At 63.5% G+C, this 16,181-nt stretch carries 15 protein-coding genes and 1 riboswitch; of the genes, 7 read left to right on the top strand and 8 right to left on the bottom strand.

Annotated features, from left to right (window positions below; translation table 11 throughout):
- Nucleotides 1-21 precede the first annotated feature (21 nt).
- From BLW83_RS04330 to BLW83_RS04310, 5 genes are all read left to right on the top strand, one after another.
- Nucleotides 22-981, top strand: a complete 960-nt coding sequence (locus BLW83_RS04330; protein ID WP_090846016.1) for a TAXI family TRAP transporter solute-binding subunit — start codon at nucleotides 22-24, stop codon at nucleotides 979-981.
- Nucleotides 982-1,065: 84 nt separating this feature from the next.
- Nucleotides 1,066-3,702: a TRAP transporter permease gene (locus BLW83_RS04325; protein WP_425433932.1), complete on the top strand. Its 2,637-nt coding sequence runs from the start codon at nucleotides 1,066-1,068 to the stop codon at nucleotides 3,700-3,702.
- Between the two features lie 12 nt (nucleotides 3,703-3,714).
- Entirely contained in the window at nucleotides 3,715-4,140 is a 426-nt protein-coding gene (locus tag BLW83_RS04320; RefSeq protein WP_090846014.1) for a universal stress protein, read from the top strand.
- 493 nt (nucleotides 4,141-4,633) lie between these two features.
- A riboswitch (cobalamin riboswitch) is annotated at nucleotides 4,634-4,833 on the top strand.
- 127 nt (nucleotides 4,834-4,960) lie between these two features.
- Nucleotides 4,961-5,944 (top strand): DUF1852 domain-containing protein, encoded by a 984-nt coding sequence (locus BLW83_RS04315; RefSeq protein ID WP_090846012.1) that lies wholly within the window; start codon nucleotides 4,961-4,963, stop codon nucleotides 5,942-5,944.
- 27 nt (nucleotides 5,945-5,971) lie between these two features.
- Entirely contained in the window at nucleotides 5,972-7,000 is a 1,029-nt protein-coding gene (locus tag BLW83_RS04310; RefSeq protein WP_090846010.1) for a methionine synthase, read from the top strand.
- Nucleotides 7,001-7,170: 170 nt separating this feature from the next.
- Here the strand turns inward: BLW83_RS04310 and BLW83_RS04305 are convergent, their stop codons facing one another.
- Complete coding sequence (locus BLW83_RS04305) at nucleotides 7,171-8,070, bottom strand: hypothetical protein (protein ID WP_143042742.1); 900 nt, start codon at nucleotides 8,068-8,070, stop codon at nucleotides 7,171-7,173.
- Nucleotides 8,071-8,179: 109 nt separating this feature from the next.
- On the opposite strand from BLW83_RS04305, the gene BLW83_RS04300 reads away from it, so the two are divergent.
- The gene (locus BLW83_RS04300; protein ID WP_090846006.1) at nucleotides 8,180-8,590 is read left to right on the top strand and encodes a hypothetical protein; all 411 of its coding nucleotides are present in this window, start codon (nucleotides 8,180-8,182) and stop codon (nucleotides 8,588-8,590) included.
- Nucleotides 8,591-8,699: 109 nt separating this feature from the next.
- Here BLW83_RS04300 and pcaF read toward each other — a convergent pair whose 3' ends face one another.
- Genes pcaF through BLW83_RS04285 form a run of 3 tightly spaced genes read right to left on the bottom strand, consistent with a single transcriptional unit; the run spans nucleotide 8,700 to nucleotide 11,303 of the window.
- Complete coding sequence (pcaF, locus tag BLW83_RS04295; RefSeq protein WP_090846004.1) at nucleotides 8,700-9,899, bottom strand: 3-oxoadipyl-CoA thiolase; 1,200 nt, start codon at nucleotides 9,897-9,899, stop codon at nucleotides 8,700-8,702.
- A gap of 1 nt (nucleotide 9,900) precedes the next feature.
- The gene (locus BLW83_RS04290) at nucleotides 9,901-10,572 is read right to left on the bottom strand and encodes a 3-oxoacid CoA-transferase subunit B (protein ID WP_090846002.1); all 672 of its coding nucleotides are present in this window, start codon (nucleotides 10,570-10,572) and stop codon (nucleotides 9,901-9,903) included.
- Nucleotides 10,569-11,303: a 3-oxoacid CoA-transferase subunit A gene (locus tag BLW83_RS04285; RefSeq protein ID WP_090847441.1), complete on the bottom strand. Its 735-nt coding sequence runs from the start codon at nucleotides 11,301-11,303 to the stop codon at nucleotides 10,569-10,571. Before BLW83_RS04285 ends, BLW83_RS04290 begins: the two co-directional genes overlap by 4 nt.
- 107 nt (nucleotides 11,304-11,410) lie before the next feature.
- Here BLW83_RS04285 and BLW83_RS04280 point away from each other — a divergent pair, with 107 nt between their 5' ends.
- Nucleotides 11,411-12,169, top strand: a complete 759-nt coding sequence (locus BLW83_RS04280) for an IclR family transcriptional regulator domain-containing protein (protein WP_090845999.1) — start codon at nucleotides 11,411-11,413, stop codon at nucleotides 12,167-12,169.
- A 102-nt stretch (nucleotides 12,170-12,271) separates the two neighbouring features.
- Here BLW83_RS04280 and BLW83_RS04275 read toward each other — a convergent pair whose 3' ends face one another.
- From BLW83_RS04275 to BLW83_RS04260, 4 genes are all read right to left on the bottom strand, one after another.
- On the bottom strand, nucleotides 12,272-13,270 hold the full coding sequence (locus BLW83_RS04275) for a TRAP transporter substrate-binding protein (protein ID WP_090845996.1): 999 nt from the start codon (nucleotides 13,268-13,270) through the stop codon (nucleotides 12,272-12,274).
- Nucleotides 13,271-13,298: 28 nt separating this feature from the next.
- A complete protein-coding gene (locus tag BLW83_RS04270; RefSeq protein ID WP_090845994.1) occupies nucleotides 13,299-14,600 on the bottom strand; it encodes a TRAP transporter large permease in 1,302 nt (433 codons plus the stop codon).
- Nucleotides 14,597-15,046 carry a TRAP transporter small permease gene (locus BLW83_RS04265; RefSeq protein WP_245728632.1) on the bottom strand — a complete coding sequence of 150 codons (450 nt, stop codon included), beginning with the start codon at nucleotides 15,044-15,046 and terminating at the stop codon, nucleotides 14,597-14,599. The genes BLW83_RS04270 and BLW83_RS04265 overlap by 4 nt, the downstream gene beginning before the upstream one ends.
- Nucleotides 15,047-15,354: 308 nt before the next feature.
- Nucleotides 15,355-16,143 carry a DNA-binding transcriptional regulator gene (locus BLW83_RS04260; RefSeq protein ID WP_090845990.1) on the bottom strand — a complete coding sequence of 263 codons (789 nt, stop codon included), beginning with the start codon at nucleotides 16,141-16,143 and terminating at the stop codon, nucleotides 15,355-15,357.
- Nucleotides 16,144-16,181: the final 38 nt, after the last annotated feature.

The raw sequence follows: 16,181 nt of genomic DNA, 5'->3' as shown, positions 1-16,181 counted from the left end.
GGGCTGAACGGGAGAAAAGCCATGAAAATCGGGGTTTACGCAGTAGCCATCGGCTTGGCCACATCAGCCCCTGTGCTGGCTCAGGAAACCTTCATCACGGTCGGCACCGGCGCGGTGACCGGGGTGTATTACCCCACCGGCGGGGCGATTTGCAGGATGGTGTCGCGCGAACGGGCGACCAACAACATCCGTTGCAGCGTCGAGGCAACCGGCGGGTCGGTCTACAACGTCAACGCCATCCGCGCCGGAGAGCTTCAGTTCGGCGTCGCCCAGTCCGACGTGCAGTTCAAGGCATATAACGGCGTCGACAACTTTGCCGACCAGGGCCCGAACGAAAACCTGCGCTCGGTCTTTGCACTGCACCCCGAACCCTTCACCGTGGTTGCGCGCGCGGATTCCGGCATTCGCAACTTTGAGGATCTCAAGGGCAAGCGCGTGAACGTCGGCAACCCCGGCTCGGGCCAGCGCGACACGATGGAGGTGCTGATGGCCACGCTGGGCTGGACCATGGGCGATTTCTCGCTGGTCAGCGAATTGCAGGCGGGCGAACAGTCGCAGGCGCTTTGCGACAACAACATCGACGCGATGATCTATACCGTCGGCCACCCCTCGGGCTCGATCCAGGAGGCGACGACCGCCTGCGATTCCGTGGTCGTGAACGTCACCGGCCCCGAGGTGGAAAAGCTGGTCGAGGAAAACCCCTTTTACCGCACGGCCGTCATTCCGGGCGGCATGTATCGCGGCACGGACGAGGATGTGACCACCTTTGGCGTCGGCGCCACGCTGGTCACGGGGGCCGATGTCCCCGAAGAGGTCGTCTATAACGTGGTCAAGTCGGTCTTTGACAACATCGACCAGTTCAAGGGCCTGCATCCCGCCTTTGCCAACCTGGATCCGGCTGAAATGGCCAGCGAGGGGCTGACCGCCCCGCTGCATTCGGGAGCCGAGCGCTATTTCCGCGAAGCCGGTCTGATCGAGTAATGCGCCAGCCAGCCTTGTAACCGACAGGGTCGTCGCCCCGGCGGGCGGCGACCCCTTGTTTTTCCAGACATAAGCCGCGGGGACATGATGACCAGGGCACCAGAGCCGAAGGAACGCCAGTTCAGCGACGAGGATTTGCATGATCTGGTCGCCAGCAGCGATACCGGCGCGCGCGAACCGCGCAGCCGGGCGGTCGCATTGTTGATTGCGGGACTTGCGCTGGCCTGGTCGCTGTTCCAGCTGTGGATCGCGCAGCCGCAGCTGTGGTTCGGGCAATATCTGCCGGTTCTGAACAGCTCGCAGACGCGCCCGATCCACCTGACCTTTGCGATCGTGCTGGCCTATCTGGCCTATCCGGCGCTGAAATCCTCGCCCCGCGACAGGGTGCCGCTGATGGATTGGGTGCTGGCCATCGCCGGCGGCTTCTGCGCGTTCTACATCTTTGTCTATTCCCGCGAGCTGTCACTGACCGCGCGGTCCGGCCTGCCGACGCAGACGCAGGTCATCATCGGCGCCGCCGGCCTTGTCCTGCTGCTTGAGGCGTCGCGCCGCGCGCTTGGCCCGGCCCTGACCATCGTCGGCAGCCTGTTTCTGATCTACAGCTACATGGGGTCGGGCTGGCTGATCCCGGACATCATCAGCCATAACGGGATGTCGCTGACCTCGATCATCAACGCGCAATGGCTGGATACCGGGGGCGTTTTCGGCATCCCTCTGGGCGTGTCGACGGCATTCGTGTTCCTGTTCGTGCTGTTCGGGTCGATGCTCGACAAGGCCGGGGCGGGCAATTACTTCATCCAGATCGCCTTTGCCGGGCTGGGCCATCTGCGCGGCGGGCCGGCCAAGGCGGCGGTGGTGGGATCGGCCCTGACCGGGCTGATTTCAGGTTCCTCAATCGCCAACGTGGTGACCACCGGCACCTTTACCATCCCGCTGATGAAGCGCGTCGGCTTCACCTCGGAAAAGGCCGGCGCGGTCGAGGTTGCCTCGTCGGTCAACGGGCAGATCATGCCGCCGGTGATGGGTGCCGCGGCATTTCTGATGGTCGAATTCATCGGCATCTCTTACGTGCAGGTGATCAAGCACGCCTTCATCCCGGCGGTGATCTCGTATATCGCGCTGCTCTATATCGTCCATCTCGAGGCGCTCAAGCGCGACATGCCGGCCCTGGGCGAGGCCCGGTCGCTGCTGTCGATGCTGCTGCGGACCTTTGTCGGCTTTGTCCTGATGGGCGTGGCATTCACGGCGCTGATCTACGGCGTGCGCGGGTTGCAGGCGCTGGCCCCGGCGATCGCCGATCCGGTGGTCATGCTGCTGCTGCTGGCGGTCTATGCCTGGCTGGTGCGCATCTCGGCCCAGCGCGACGACCTGGAACTGGACGACCCCAGCGCCGAACGGTTCGAGCTGCCGCGCATGGGGCATGTCCTGCCGACGGGGCTGCATTACCTGCTGCCGATCCTGGTCCTTGTCTGGTTCCTGATGGTCGAGATGCAGTCGCCCGCCAAATCCGCCTTTTACGCGGTCGCGATGCTGATCTTCATCATGCTGACCCAGCGCCCGCTGAAAGCCATGTTCCGCGGCGAAGCCATCTTGCCGGCGCTGGTCGCAGGCTGGAACGACCTGATCGACGGGATGATCTCTGGCGCGCGCAACATGATCGGCATCGGCGTGGCGACGGCCGCGGCCGGGATCATCGTGGCCACCGTCACCCGCACCCCCATCGGCACCGAGCTGGCCGGGCTGGTCGAGATCTTCGCCGGCGGCAACCTGATGCTGATGCTGATCCTGATCGGGGCTTTTTCGCTGGTTCTGGGCATGGGGCTGCCGACGACGGCGAACTATATCGTCGTGTCGTCGCTGATGGCCGGGGTCGTGGTCAGCCTGGGCGCGCAAGAGGGGCTGATCGTGCCGCTGATCGCGGCGCATCTTTTCGTGTTCTATTTCGGGATCATGGCTGACGTGACGCCCCCCGTGGGCCTTGCCTCGTTCGCGGCCGCGGCGGTGTCGGGCGGCGACCCGATCCGCACCGGGGTCACCGCATTCGGCTATTCGTTGCGCACCATCGCCCTGCCCTTTCTGTTCATCTACAATCCGGCGCTGATCCTGTATGGCGTCGACCTTGGCACGGCGGGCGGGCTTGCATATGCGGCGTGGATCTTTGTCGTCGCCACATTCGCGATGCTGCTGTTCGCCGCCGCCACGCAGGGCTATTTCCTTGCCCGGTCGCGGCTGTGGGAAAGTGCGGCGCTGCTGCTGGTCGCATTCACGCTGTTCGTGCCGAACTTCTGGCAGGACCGCGTGTTCCCTGCCTTTGCCGAACGCCCGGTGGCCCAGCTTGAGCAGGCATTCGACCAGGCCGAACCCGGCGAGCGGCTGCGCTTTGTCGTGCAGGGGCCGAATTTTGCCGGCGCCATCACCCGGACAACCGTGGTCCACGCCATCGCGGACAGCGACCCCGCGCAGGGTCGCGCGCAGGCGGCCGGGCTGTTCCTGATGCCCGAGGGCGACCGCATGTTCATGGAAGAACCGATGTTCGGATCGGCCATGCAAGAGGCGATGGCCGGCTTTGATTTCTACCGGCCCGACGCCCGGACCGAGGTCGTCAGCCTGCTGGAACCTGCCGAACGGCCGTCGCGCTACTGGTTCTATCCGCCGGCGCTGCTGCTGCTGGCGCTGGTGATCGCCATCCAGCGCCGGCGCCAGACCAAACCCGCATTCTAGGGAGGAGCGACGATGAAAACGGTCCTGATGACCATCGACCTGTCCGAAGAGCAGGGCAGCCTTGCCCTGCTTGACGCCGCGCTGGTCCTTGTGCGCCACCACGGAGCGCAGCTGCACGTGGTATCGGTCCTGCCCAGCTTTGGCCTGCCGCAGGTTTCAGGGCATTTCCGCGAGGGTTTCGAGAAAGAGGCGCTAAGACGGTTGGCGACCGCGCTGAAGGAGTGGATCAAGACCAATGTGCCCGAGGATGTCGAGGTCCATCCCCATGTCCTGCAAGGCACTATCTACGACGAGGTCTTGCGCTCGGCCAGGAAACTGTCCGCGGATGTGATCGTGATCGGATCCCACCGGCCGGTTCTGAAAGACTATCTGCTTGGTCCGAACGCCGCGCGGGTGGTCCGGCACGCCACCTGCTCGGTCTATGTGGTAAGACCCTGATTTTCTGCCGGGAAACTGCCGTGCCCCCTGATGTCTTGCCGCCCTCGCCCGGCCGGGTTCTCTGGCTGACTGCCCCAGATCACCAGTTCGCGATCTGCGGCAACTCAGCCCAAGGATGATGCCGGCATTTTCTCGTCCCGAGGGTGACAGGTACAAAAGCTTTTTCTTGGCCCCGATTTTATCTCGATTCCCGGATCTGACATTTTCTGGCGTCGAATTGCCAGCGTGGCAAAAACGGGTAAGTCGGCCTGTTCATCGGCTCGCTCGGGGCCAGTGCGCAGAACGCGGAACTTAAAACAGGACCAAGGCTTTGCGCCCGGTGGTGGCGAGACAATCGCGAATTGGACTGGCATCGCAGCAGTTCCGGGATGACGGCGGCAAGGGTCTGCCGACCGGCACCCGCCCTCGGCTCAACTTTGCCCCGTATCATCCTCATAATCTAGATGAGAATTTCGATGCCTCGGCCACGTTGACTCACAGGCTGATCCGGACGAGTTTGCCGGCAGATCAAGGTGCCGGGGAAGACCTCGGGAAAAAGGGAATCCGGTCCGGCTTTCGCCAATTCCGGAACTGCCCCCGCAACTGTTGGCGGAGAGCCTGTCCGACATGCCACTGGCGCGAATCTCGCGTCGGGAAGGCTGGACCAGGTGACGACCCGCAAGTCAGGAAACCTGCCTCGATCTCTCACCTGTTCCGGCCGCGGTGGGCGCGCCGGGAGCGGCCTATCCGCAAGGTGAAATCGCCGCTTCGTGACAGTCGTCACGGGGATCGTTTGGTTTTCAAGGTCCGCAATTGCGGGCCACTCGGAAGGCATGCCAGGATGAAAAATGATCTTGCTTACTCAATCACAACCCTTCGCCTCGACGACAGCTATCATCCGTCGGACAGCACCCGTGCCACAACCAATTTCGCCAATCTGGCCCGGGGCGAATTGCGGCAGGAAAACCTGCGCAATGCGCTTGCCATGATCGACAACCGTTTCAATGCGCTTGCGAATTGGGACAATCCGAGCCGTGACCGTTATTCGGTTGAACTCGACATCATCTCCGTCGCTTTAAGCATCGGCGACCGGCGCCATGTCGACGCCTTTCCATTGATCGAAATTCTCAAGCCGACCATCATCGACCGCGTGTCCGGAAAACGGATCGACGGCATCGCGGGGAATAATTTCTCGTCCTATGTGCGGGATTACGACTTCAGCGTCATTCTGCCCCGGCACAATCGGGATATCAAGAATCCCGGCATGCCCGAAGATTTCGGTGATCTGCACGGGAACCTATTCAAAAGCTTTCTGGATTCGGCCGCCTATCGGCAGCTCTCGGGGAAACCGCCGGTCATCTGCCTGAGCGTCTCGACCAGCCGGACATACCATAGAACCGAAAACCTACACCCCATCCTGGGATTTGAATACCGGCAGGGCGAATTTTCGGCCACCGACCGCTATTTCGCAAAAATGGGCTTGCAGGTCCGCAATTTCATGCCTCCGGACGCGGTGGCGCCGCTGGCGTTTTATCACACGGGTGACCTGCTTAATGACTATTCGCCCCTTGAACTTGTCGGCACAATCAGCACCATGGAAGCTTTCCAGCGGATCTACCGCCCGGAAATCTACAACGCCAACTCTCCGGCAGGGGCTGTTTACCGGCCAAGCCTGACGCATAAGGACTATTCGCTAAGTCTCGTCACCTATGACCGAGAAGAACGCAGCCGATTGGCGGTCGAACAGGGCAGGTTTGCCGAGGAAAACTTTATCACGCCCTATCAGGACATTCTTGCAGAATGGTCCGCCCGATACGCCGCCTGATTACCGGAACAGCCAGGAAAATTCTTCATGAACAAACTTCTGCCTACCTCGACCGCGGGAAGCCTGCCCAAACCGTCCTGGCTCGCCGAGCCGGAAAAACTGTGGTCGCCATGGAAGCTGGATGGAGAGGAACTGCGCGAAGGCAAGCAGGACGCCCTGCGCGTTGCCCTGCATGATCAGCAGCTTGCGGGCATTGACATTGTCAGCGACGGTGAACAGACGCGTCAGCATTTCGTCACCACCTTCATCGAGCATCTGGAAGGCGTCGATTTCGATAAACGCGAAACCGTCCGGATCCGGAACCGCTATGACGCCAGCGTCCCCTCCGTCGTCGGAGCCGTGTCCCGCAACAAGCCGGTATTCGTCGATGATGCAAAATTCCTGCGTTCGCAGACCAATCAGCCTATCAAATGGGCCCTGCCGGGTCCAATGACCATGATCGACACGCTTTACGACGGCCATTACAAAAGCCGCGAGAAACTGGCGTGGGAATTCGCCCGCATACTCAACGAAGAAGCGCGGGAACTGGAGGCAGCCGGTATCAACATAATCCAGTTCGATGAGCCGGCATTCAATGTCTTTTTCGATGAAGTGAACGACTGGGGCGTTGCAGCGCTTGAGCGCGCGGCCGAGGGGCTGAAATGCGAAACGGCCGTTCACCTCTGCTATGGCTATGGGATCAAGGCCAATACGGACTGGAAAAAAACCTTGGGCGCGGAATGGCGGCAATATGAGTCGGTGTTTCCAAAGCTGCGGACATCGAACATCGACATAGTGTCGCTTGAGTGCCAGAATTCGCATGTTCCGATGGATCTGATCGAGCTTTTGCGGGGCAAGAAAGTGATGGTCGGGGCCATTGACGTGGCGACCGACAAGATCGAATCCCCCCAAGAGGTTGCCGAAGTCTTGCGCAATGCGCTGCAATTCGTAGACGCCGACAAGCTCTATCCCTGCACCAATTGCGGTATGGCGCCCCTGTCCCGAAATGTGGCCAGACAAAAGCTGGCGGCGTTGAGCGCGGGCGCCGATATCGTGAGACAAGAGCTTTCAGCCTGAAGCTCATATCCCGAATCGCGGGGCTGTTGTCGGCAAGCAGAGATCCAGGCGCAGTGGTTGCCGGCAACAGCCCCGGGCCGCAAGTTGCGGCATATTCGCAATCAAACGATCCGGAATGGCATCGGAACTATCTGGCGTGCAAGGTTCACAATTCAACCGTGCGTCATTCTTTATCCACATCTTGCCGCAAGGCGTTTATGTCGTTCACGCAGATCAGCCTCCATGAACTCGGGTTTTTCCATGGACAGCACGATTCCCAGCGTCTCTCGCCGGATCGTGCCGGCGTTCAGCTCACGTTCCATTCGATCGTAATAGGCGTCGCCATTGGCATAGATATGCGCCCCGAAACTGGCGAGCATATCAGCATCGCGATGCGGATCGGCGCGACGCATGATCGCCACAACGGCATCCAGCCATGCCTTTCCCTGAATTGAAAACAGATCATAGGCCCACAGGTCGGGGTTTTCGTCGCCCCAGTCCACTCCGCTTAGCCGAAACCGCTGATAACTGCGAAACAGATGATCGCCCGTGAATGGGACCGTTGGCACTACCGTCGGCGTCCAGCCCGTCTTGCCGATCTCGACGGCATCAAACCGCTCGACCGCAGCGGGGGAGTTCCAGTCGACAAGCATGAATCCATTGGACCCGGCCTCGATCTCGCTGACCTTGCCGCGCCGCGTCAGGCGCAGCCGTTTCGCGTCCGTTTCACAGGGCCACCAGCCGGCAAAGATGCCGAAACTCGAAATACTGCCGCGCGGCGAGCCAACGGGGACGCCGGGCAAAAAGAAACTCCCCTCGGTCGGTTCGATGCGAGGTTTACGTGCGCACGGCCGGTGGTCGACGGCTGCCAAGGTCCGTTCCGGCGGCTGGCCTTGGGTCAGCAGAACCATCATCTCGGTCCCCGGGCCTCGCCAAAAGGACAGGATATGCGACCCATGGCTTTCGATATGGACCGCCGACCACTCGGAACGGAACAGGGGAAAATCCGGCAATTCCTTATCGAAACGGGCGCGGCTTTCCAGCGCCTCGTATGCAAGGATCAGCAGCTCATCGGATTCGGGCAGCGTCATCAACACCTCATCACGATCCGGCCGGGCGTGCATCCCATTTTCGATGCCCACTGTGCCATATCGCAATCCGGGCTGGCAATACTGTCGCTCATGTGGGTAAGCTCGGGGCATGGCAAGAAAACCCCGCTCACCCAAATTCCCTGCCCGGACCGGCGCAACCGAACCGCCGCCCCGGCAGACGGACTGGCAGCAGCTGGATTGGCGGACGATAAACCCGATCCACGACCGCCTGCTCGAACTGGTTCGCGCCGAAACGGGGCGTAGCTGGAAACACGTCAACGGCGAGCTGCATTCACATTACAAGGAAATGCCGTTCTGGATCATTCTTGAGGATGAGGCGGACGTCAGCAAGGCACACGCGGTATTTCGCGAAATTGTCCGCCCCGCACTTTCCGAAATCGAGCCGGTTCAATGCACGGTCAGCTATACGGTGGTAAAGAACGGAAAGCGAAAGCATTATTTCCTTGAAACCAACGCCGAGATCCTGGACGACACCCAAACATTTGACGAAGGTTGGTAACGCCCCTTGGCAAGCAGGCTATCTTGATGTCGCGGCAGCGCCGTAAACAGCATGACGTTTCGCCCCCGCCGCGATCCAGCTTATGCTGAAATGGAATTGAACGGCCGTATCACACCCGCTCCAACGCGATGGCGATGCCCTGCCCCACCCCGATGCACATGGTCGAAAGCGAACGCCTGCCGCCGTTCAGCGCCAGTTCCAGCGCCGCCGTGCCGGTGATGCGCGCGCCCGACATGCCCAGCGGATGCCCCAGCGCGATGGCGCCGCCGTTCGGGTTCACCCGCGGGTCGTCCTCGGCGATGCCCAGCTGCCGCAGCGTGGCGATACCCTGCGCGGCAAATGCCTCGTTCAGCTCGATCACGTCGAAATCCGCCGGGGTCAGGCCCAGCCGCGCCAGCAGCTTGTGGCTGGCGGGGGCCGGGCCGATGCCCATGATGCGCGGCGGAACCCCCGCCGTCGCCCCACCCAGCACGCGAGCGATGGGGGTCAGGCCATGGGTCCGCGCCGCCGTCTCGGATGCCAGGATCAGCGCCGCCGCCCCGTCGTTCACGCCCGAGGCATTGCCCGCCGTGACCGAACCGTTCGTAAACAGCGGGCGCAGCCTGGCCAGCGTCTCGGCCGTGGTGGCGCGGGGATGTTCGTCGGTCTCGACCACCACCGGATCGCCCCTGCGCTGCGGGACGCTGACCGGCGTGATTTCGCGCGCCAGCCGGCCATTGGCGATCGCCGCCGCGGCCTTGGCTTGCGAGCCCATCGCCATCGCATCCTGCGCCTCGCGCGAGACGCCATAGTCGTCGGCCACGTTCTGGCCGGTCTGGGGCATGGAATCCGTGCCATGGGCAGCATCCATCGCCGGGTTCACGAAACGCCAGCCGATGGTGGTGTCATGGATCTCGGCATGGCGGGAAAAGGCAGTCTCCGCCTTGGGCAGCACAAAGGGCGCCCGTGACATCGACTCGACGCCACCGGCGATCATCAGCCCGGCCTCGCCCGCCGCGATCTGGCGCGCGGCGACCAGCACCGCATCCATGCCCGAACCGCACAGCCGGTTGATCGTGGTCCCCGTCACCTCGACCGGCAGCCCGGCCAGCAGCGCAGACATGCGGGCGACGTTGCGGTTATCCTCGCCCGCCTGATTGGCGCAGCCATAGATCACGTCGTCCACCGCCTGCCAGTCCAGCCTCGCATGACGCGCCATCAACGCGCGCAGCGGCACCGCGCCCAGATCATCGGCGCGGACAGGGGCCAGCGCGCCGCCGAAACGGCCGATGGGGGTGCGGATATAGTCGCAGATGAAAACTTCGGTCATGTCACAGCTCCGGCACGACCAGATCGCCGACCGCACCATCCAGATGCAGCCGCGCGCCGGTCACGGCTTGCAGATCGTCAAGGGAAATTGCGGGCAGCTTCTCGCGCAGCACGAAACGCCCGTCCTGCACATCGACCACCGCCAGCGAGGTATAGACGCGGGTCACACAGCCCACCCCGGTCAGCGGCAGGGTGCAGGACTGCACCAGCTTGGGCTTGCCGTCCTTGGTGACGTGGTCGGTGATGACGGCGACACGCTTTGCGCCATGCACCAGATCCATCGCGCCGCCCACCGCCGGCACGCCCTTGGGTCCGGTGGACCAGTTCGCCAGATCGCCATTCTGCGCCACCTGATAGGCGCCCAGAATCGCCACATCCAGATGCCCGCCGCGCACCATCGCGAAACTGTCGGCATGGTGGAAAAATGCGGTGCCGGGCTTCAGCGTCACGGCCTTTTTCCCGGCATTGATCAGATCCCAGTCCTCGGCCCCCGGCTCGGGCGCCCCGCCAAAGCCGAGAATGCCGTTCTCGGTGTGGAAGATGGCCTGCCTGCCCGGCGGCTGGAAACGGGCCACCATCTCGGGAAAGCCGATGCCGAGGTTGACATAGGCGCCGTCGGCGATGTCCTGCGCCGCGCGCCACGCAATCTGGGCATTGGTCAGTTTCGGGGTCATGCCGTCACCTTTGGGTAATGCGCGTCGGCGCGGTTCAGGACTTCCTCTTGCGCGGGGTTCGCAACCTCGACGATGCTTGAGACGAAGATGCCCGGCGTCACCACGTGCTCGGGGTCGATGCCGCCCGGCGCGACCGCCTGCGTCACCTGCGCAATGGTGCGCGCCGCCGCCATCGCCATCAGGGGCGAAAAATTCCGCGCCGCCATGCGATAGGTCAGGTTGCCGTAATGATCGCCCGTCTCGGCCTTGATCAGCGCAAAATCAGCCTTGAGCCAACGTTCCTGCACATAGGGGCGGCCGTCGAATTCGGCCACCGGCTTGCCGCGGGCCAGGTCGGTGCCATAGCTGGTCGGCGTGTAAAAGGCCGGGATACCAGCCCCGCCGGCGCGGATGCGTTCGGCTAGCGTGCCCTGCGGCACCAGTTCCAGCTCGATCTCTCCGGCCAGATATTTCTCGGTAAAGACCCGCGGATCGGCCGAGCGCGGGAATGAGCAGACCATCTTGCGGACCATGCCCTGCTCGATCAGCGCGGCGATGCCGACATGGCCGTTGCCCGCGTTGTTGTTGATGATGGTCAGGCCCTTGGGGCTGCCGGTGGCCAGATAGCGGTCGATCAGCGCGTGGATCAGCTCGATCGGGGCACCCGAGCCGCCGAAGCCGCCGATCATCACCGTGGCGCCGTCGGGGATGCCGGCGACGGCCGTGGCCAGATTGGGGATGCGTTTGTCCATGACCTCCTCCTGCGGGTTCCGGGATGTCATGCGCGCAGGGGGCCGACGAGGCCAGAGGTTTCGTGCGGATGTTGACATTTGTTCAAAGTGCGTAAAAATCTGTGCGCATGGTGAACAAGACCGACTTTATCGCCTCGCTTGCCAAGGGGCTTGGCGTGATCGAGGCGTTCCGCGCCGAACGCCCGCGGCTTTCCATCGCCGAGGTGGCCGAGGCGACGGGGCTGGACCGGGCGACGGCGCGGCGCTGCCTGCTGACCCTGCACGAGCTGGGCTATGCCGATTACGACGGCAAGTTCTTTACCCTGACCCCGCGCATCCTGCGGCTGGGCATGGGAGCCTTGGCGGCAATGCCGCTGGCGCAACTGGTGCAGCCCTGGCTGGACCAGCTGTCCGAACAGATCGGGCAATCGACCTCGGTCTCGATCCTCGACGGGACCGAGATCGTCTATCTGGCGCGGGCCGCGCAGCGTCGGGTGATGTCCATCGGGCTGATGCCGGGTTCGCGCCTGCCGGCGCATTGCACCTCGATGGGACGGGTGCTGCTGGCCGCCCTGCCCGAGCCCGAGGCGCGCGCCATCATCGAGCAATCAGACCTGACCCCGCGCACCGCCTACAGCCTGACCGCACCGGACGAGATCATGGCCCGCATCCGCCAGACCCGCGCCGACGGCCATGCAGTGATCGACCAAGAGGTGGAACTGGGCCTGCGCTCGCTGGCCGTGCCGCTTTGGAATGCGCATGGCCGGGTGGTGGCGGCGCTGAATACCGGGGTGGCGGCGGTGCAATCCTCGGCCGGGGAACTGGCCCCGCTTTACCTGCCGGCGCTGCTGAGGGTGCAAGAGGGGCTGCGCCGGGTGCTGCGCTAGCGATGTTTCCCGGAACCGACGGGGCAGCCTGTGCGGCCGGGCCGTCGCGGACCGATGCGGTTGGCCGGCCCGAGAACGGACCGCGCAGGGCCGGCCATCAGGTCATTGGCGGGTGTTGCCGGCAGCGTCCAGCGCCTTGACGGCGGCGTCGCGGTCGGACTGGCTTTCGATCCATTTTTCCGGCGCAGCGGCCAGGGCTTCGCGCCAGACGGCCACGGCATCATCATCCAGGTCGATGAACTTCACCTTGCCGCCGTTGCGATATGCAGCCTCGATCTCGGCATCGGTGGCATCGACGACGCCGGCGATCCATTCGGCCAGTTTGCGGCCCGCCGTTTCATCCAGCACCTCGCGATCCTCCTGGGGCAGCGAATCATATGCGGCGCGGTTCATCAGGATCGCCATGGGCGAGGCGGTAAAGCGCAGCGAGGTGACGGCCGGCGCAACCTCGTCAAGGCGGAAGGTGCGATAGGCGTCCATGACCCAGACAGCACCTGCAACGACATGACGTTCAAGGTTTTCGTAAACCTGCGGCGCCGGAATCGACACGCCCGAGGCCCCCAGGATCGACAGGATTTCCGACCCGAAGGGCGAGGGCGTGCGCATCTTCAGCCCCTGAAGCTGCCCGGGTTCGGAAACGCCGTCCCCGCTCATCAGAAAGCGGTAGCCGGGGGTCGAGAACAGCGCCAAGATCTTGTAGTCGCGATATTCATCATCCAGCATCCCCTGTTCGGACAGGCTGTTGAGGATCGCGGTGCCGTCGGCAGAGGTCTCGACCAGACCCGGAACCTCGACCACGCCCGACAGCGGGAACAGCCCCGGCGTATAGGTCGGAACGATCAGCGCGATGTCGGCAACGCCGGCCTTGACCAGCTCGGGCTGCGCCGGCGCCGCGCCAAGGATCGAACCGGCATACAGCTTGAGCGACGTCCCCCCGGTGAGCTTGGGGTTGATCTCGTCAATCCACGCCTGAAGCACCTTGGACGAATAGAAACCCATAGGCGGCTCGAAAGACGAGACCCGCAGCTCGCGCGCCTGTCCGGTCAACGGCAAGGCAAGGGCAAGCACGGCGGCCGAGGCAGCCAGGATTTTCTTGAACATGATGTTTCCTCCCATGAAACATTGTGGCTCAGCGCGCGGCATAGGGCACCCAGAGCACGATTGCCGGAATGGCGATGATGATTGCGACGCGGATCAGGTCGGCGATGACAAAGGGGGTGATGCCCCGCCACAGCTCGACCATCCGGACGCTGGGGTTGACGGCCTTGAGAACGAACAGGTTCATCCCGACGGGCGGTGTGATCAGGCCCATCTCGATCACCATGATGGCAAAGACGCCGAACCAGATCAGGTCGATGCCCGCGGCGCTGGCGATCGGCACGAACAGGGGCACCGTCAGCAGCAGCATCGCCAGGCTGTCCATCAGCGCGCCCATCAGCAGATAGATCGCCAGCATGATCAGGATCACCAGCACAGGCTGGTCCAGCACGCCCGAGAACATGCCTGTCAACGAGAACGGCAGCCCTGAAAGCGCCAGAAAGAAGTTGAACAGATTGGCCCCGATCAGCACCAGATACAGCGCCCCGCAGGTGGCCGCGGTGTCCATCGCGGCCGCAAGAAAGCTGCGCATCGACAGGCGGCGCGACACCACCCCATAGGCCAGCACCACGGCGGCACCGACCGCCGCGGTCTCGTTGGCGGTGAAAAAGCCGGTGTAAAGGCCGCCCATGATCACCCCGAACATCGCGACCGGCGGCACCAGATCGTATAGCGCGGCAATCGCCTCGGCCCGGCTGGCGCGCTGGCGCTTTGGCGCGCTGCTCCAGCCCATCCACAGCGGGATCCAGATCGCGAGGCAATACAGTGCAACCGCCAGCACGATGGGCCCCGCCGTGGCCAGCATCAGCGTGCGGACCGACTGTTCGGCGATAAAGGCGTAGATGACCAGAATGGTCGAAGGCGGGATCAGGATACCCAGTGTGCCCCCCGCCGCAATCGAGCCCCCGGCCAGCGATTGCGAATAGCCCGCCTGTTTCATCTCGGGCATGGCGATCCGGCCCATGGTGGCGGTCGTCGCCAGCGAGGATCCCGAAATCATCCCGAACCCGGCGCTGGCCCCGATGGTCGCCAGCGCCAGCCCGCCCCGGCGATGGCCGATCAGCACCGACATCGCCTGAAACAACTGCGAGGACAGCCCCGATCTGGCGGCAAGATTGCCCATCAGCACGAACAGCGGCAGCATCGTCAGCGTATAGTTGGTGACGCTGTCCCAGACGGTCGTGGCGCCGACGGCGACCGTGCCGTCGATGCCGATGATCATCGCGGTTCCCGCCAGTCCGACCAGCCCCATGGCAACGGCAATCGGAACCTCAAGAAAAATCAGAAACAGCGCGGCGGCAAAGCCGAGGCTTCCCAGAACCAGGCCGCTCATTTGCCGGCCCCCTTCCTGCGCAGCTCGGCGATCATGCCGATGATTGCGGCGACGGCAGAAACGCCGAGGATGACGGTGACGATCCCCAGCAGCACCGGCATCGGCAGGGCCAGATCCCGCGACAGCTCGGGCGAGCCGAGCTTGGACCAGGTGTTGTCAGCCATGACGACGAAAAGAATCACCGCAAAGATCATTGCGACAAAGACGCCGAACAGCCCTAGAGGCCGCGAAAACGTCCGGGGCCTGAGCTCAGAGAGCAGCTGCGCCGTCACATGGCTGCGCTGCGCATAGCAGACGGGAAAGGAAACCAGCGCCCCCAACCCGATCACGAACGAGGTGAATTCGATCACCGCCGGCACGTTCACCCCCGCGGTCTTGCGCAGGATCACGTCCAGCACCGTCGCCCCCGCCCCGATGACGAAACAGCCCGCTGCCGTCCCCAGCAACAGCGACTGTATTTTCCGACCGGCGGTCCGGGTCATTGGCCCGGCCTCTTGCCGCTGTGCCCGCGCCGGCTTGCAATCGCCATGGGTCTTGAATCGTGAAACACGCCAACTCCTCCTCAGCGTCGTTTTCCCCGCGTCAAGTTCTGACCGAAGCAGCGGCTGCGATATAGCGTCGCTGCAAATCTGTCCGCCTGGCGGACAGGAATCCGGCGGTTTACGGGGCAGTTTCCGGGAAATACGCCATTCCACGCGCCATTGGCGGCCGATATGTCCGGCAGGCGGACAGGCGGGGGTTTTGTGATCCGGGCTTAATCCGCTATGGATTTTGCAATCTGCGCAGCCACTTCGACCAACGGTGCGGCATAGGTCGCAAGGGCTTCGCGCGTGCCCAGCGCGCTGCGGATCCAGATCATCGAGACACAGCCGACGATTCCCCCCGCCGCCATGATCGGCGCGGCAAGCGATGCCGTCTGGGCACGGAACTCGCCCGCGTCGCGCAAGGCAAAGCCGCGTTCGCGGGTTTCATACATCATCCGCGCCAGCCATCTCGGGTCCAGAAAGGGCTCGTCGGCCGGGTCGCCCAGGCGGCGGATATGCGCCAGGATCAGGTCGCGCTGCGTCTGGTCGCAGAATGTCAGATAGGCCCGCCCCGCCGAGGTCCGCATCATCGGCAGATGCGAGCCGATCATCGCCCGGTCGATCGACAGGGGCGAACGGCCATGCGTCGTTTCCTGAATCACCATCGAGGCATTGTGCTGAATGGTCAGGTCCAGCGGCCAGATCAACAGCGCGGAATATTCGGCAAGGATCGGCGCGGCGCTCTGGCAGATTTCCGAACTCAGCGCCGAGCCGTCGCCCAATGACGCCGCCAGCCGCGTCACCCGCACCAGATTGGCGCTGGCGGAAAAGGCGACATAGCCGGCCTCTTCCAGCGTTTGCAGCAAGCGATAGACGCTGGGGCGGGGAATGTTCAGCGCCTTGGCGATCTCGCCCGGCCGCGCCTCTCCGACCGAATTGACGTGGCGCAATATGGAAAGGCCGCGCGTCAATGCCCGCACGGCCCCGGATTTCTGAACCGGCTTCTGCTCTGCACCCATGGCGCCAGAATGGCACAGGGTGCGACCTGGGAAAAGCC

The sequence above is a fragment of the Paracoccus alkenifer genome, from assembly GCF_900108405.1.
GTDB classification, from domain to species: Bacteria; Pseudomonadota; Alphaproteobacteria; order Rhodobacterales; family Rhodobacteraceae; genus Paracoccus; species Paracoccus alkenifer.
The sequence above is the reverse complement of the archived record's forward strand: the minus strand, read 5'-3'. Positions and strand labels throughout refer to the sequence as shown.

Excerpts from the sequence above, each read along its gene's own strand:
- BLW83_RS04270 (WP_090845994.1), bottom strand. The coding sequence starts at position 14,600 with ATGAGCGGCCTGGTTCTGGGAAGCCTCGGCTTTGCCGCCGCGCTGTTT.
- BLW83_RS04285 (WP_090847441.1), bottom strand. The coding sequence starts at position 11,303 with ATGGACAAACGCATCCCCAATCTGGCCACGGCCGTCGCCGGCATCCCC.
- BLW83_RS04300 (WP_090846006.1), top strand. The coding sequence starts at position 8,180 with ATGGCAAGAAAACCCCGCTCACCCAAATTCCCTGCCCGGACCGGCGCA.
- BLW83_RS04315 (WP_090846012.1), top strand. The coding sequence starts at position 4,961 with ATGAAAAATGATCTTGCTTACTCAATCACAACCCTTCGCCTCGACGAC.
- pcaF (WP_090846004.1), bottom strand. The coding sequence starts at position 9,899 with ATGACCGAAGTTTTCATCTGCGACTATATCCGCACCCCCATCGGCCGT.
- BLW83_RS04325 (WP_425433932.1), top strand. The coding sequence starts at position 1,066 with ATGATGACCAGGGCACCAGAGCCGAAGGAACGCCAGTTCAGCGACGAG.
- BLW83_RS04275 (WP_090845996.1), bottom strand. The coding sequence starts at position 13,270 with ATGTTCAAGAAAATCCTGGCTGCCTCGGCCGCCGTGCTTGCCCTTGCC.
- BLW83_RS04330 (WP_090846016.1), top strand. The coding sequence starts at position 22 with ATGAAAATCGGGGTTTACGCAGTAGCCATCGGCTTGGCCACATCAGCC.
- BLW83_RS04310 (WP_090846010.1), top strand. The coding sequence starts at position 5,972 with ATGAACAAACTTCTGCCTACCTCGACCGCGGGAAGCCTGCCCAAACCG.
- BLW83_RS04280 (WP_090845999.1), top strand. The coding sequence starts at position 11,411 with ATGGTGAACAAGACCGACTTTATCGCCTCGCTTGCCAAGGGGCTTGGC.
- BLW83_RS04260 (WP_090845990.1), bottom strand. The coding sequence starts at position 16,143 with ATGGGTGCAGAGCAGAAGCCGGTTCAGAAATCCGGGGCCGTGCGGGCA.
- BLW83_RS04290 (WP_090846002.1), bottom strand. The coding sequence starts at position 10,572 with ATGACCCCGAAACTGACCAATGCCCAGATTGCGTGGCGCGCGGCGCAG.
- BLW83_RS04305 (WP_143042742.1), bottom strand. The coding sequence starts at position 8,070 with ATGACGCTGCCCGAATCCGATGAGCTGCTGATCCTTGCATACGAGGCG.
- BLW83_RS04320 (WP_090846014.1), top strand. The coding sequence starts at position 3,715 with ATGAAAACGGTCCTGATGACCATCGACCTGTCCGAAGAGCAGGGCAGC.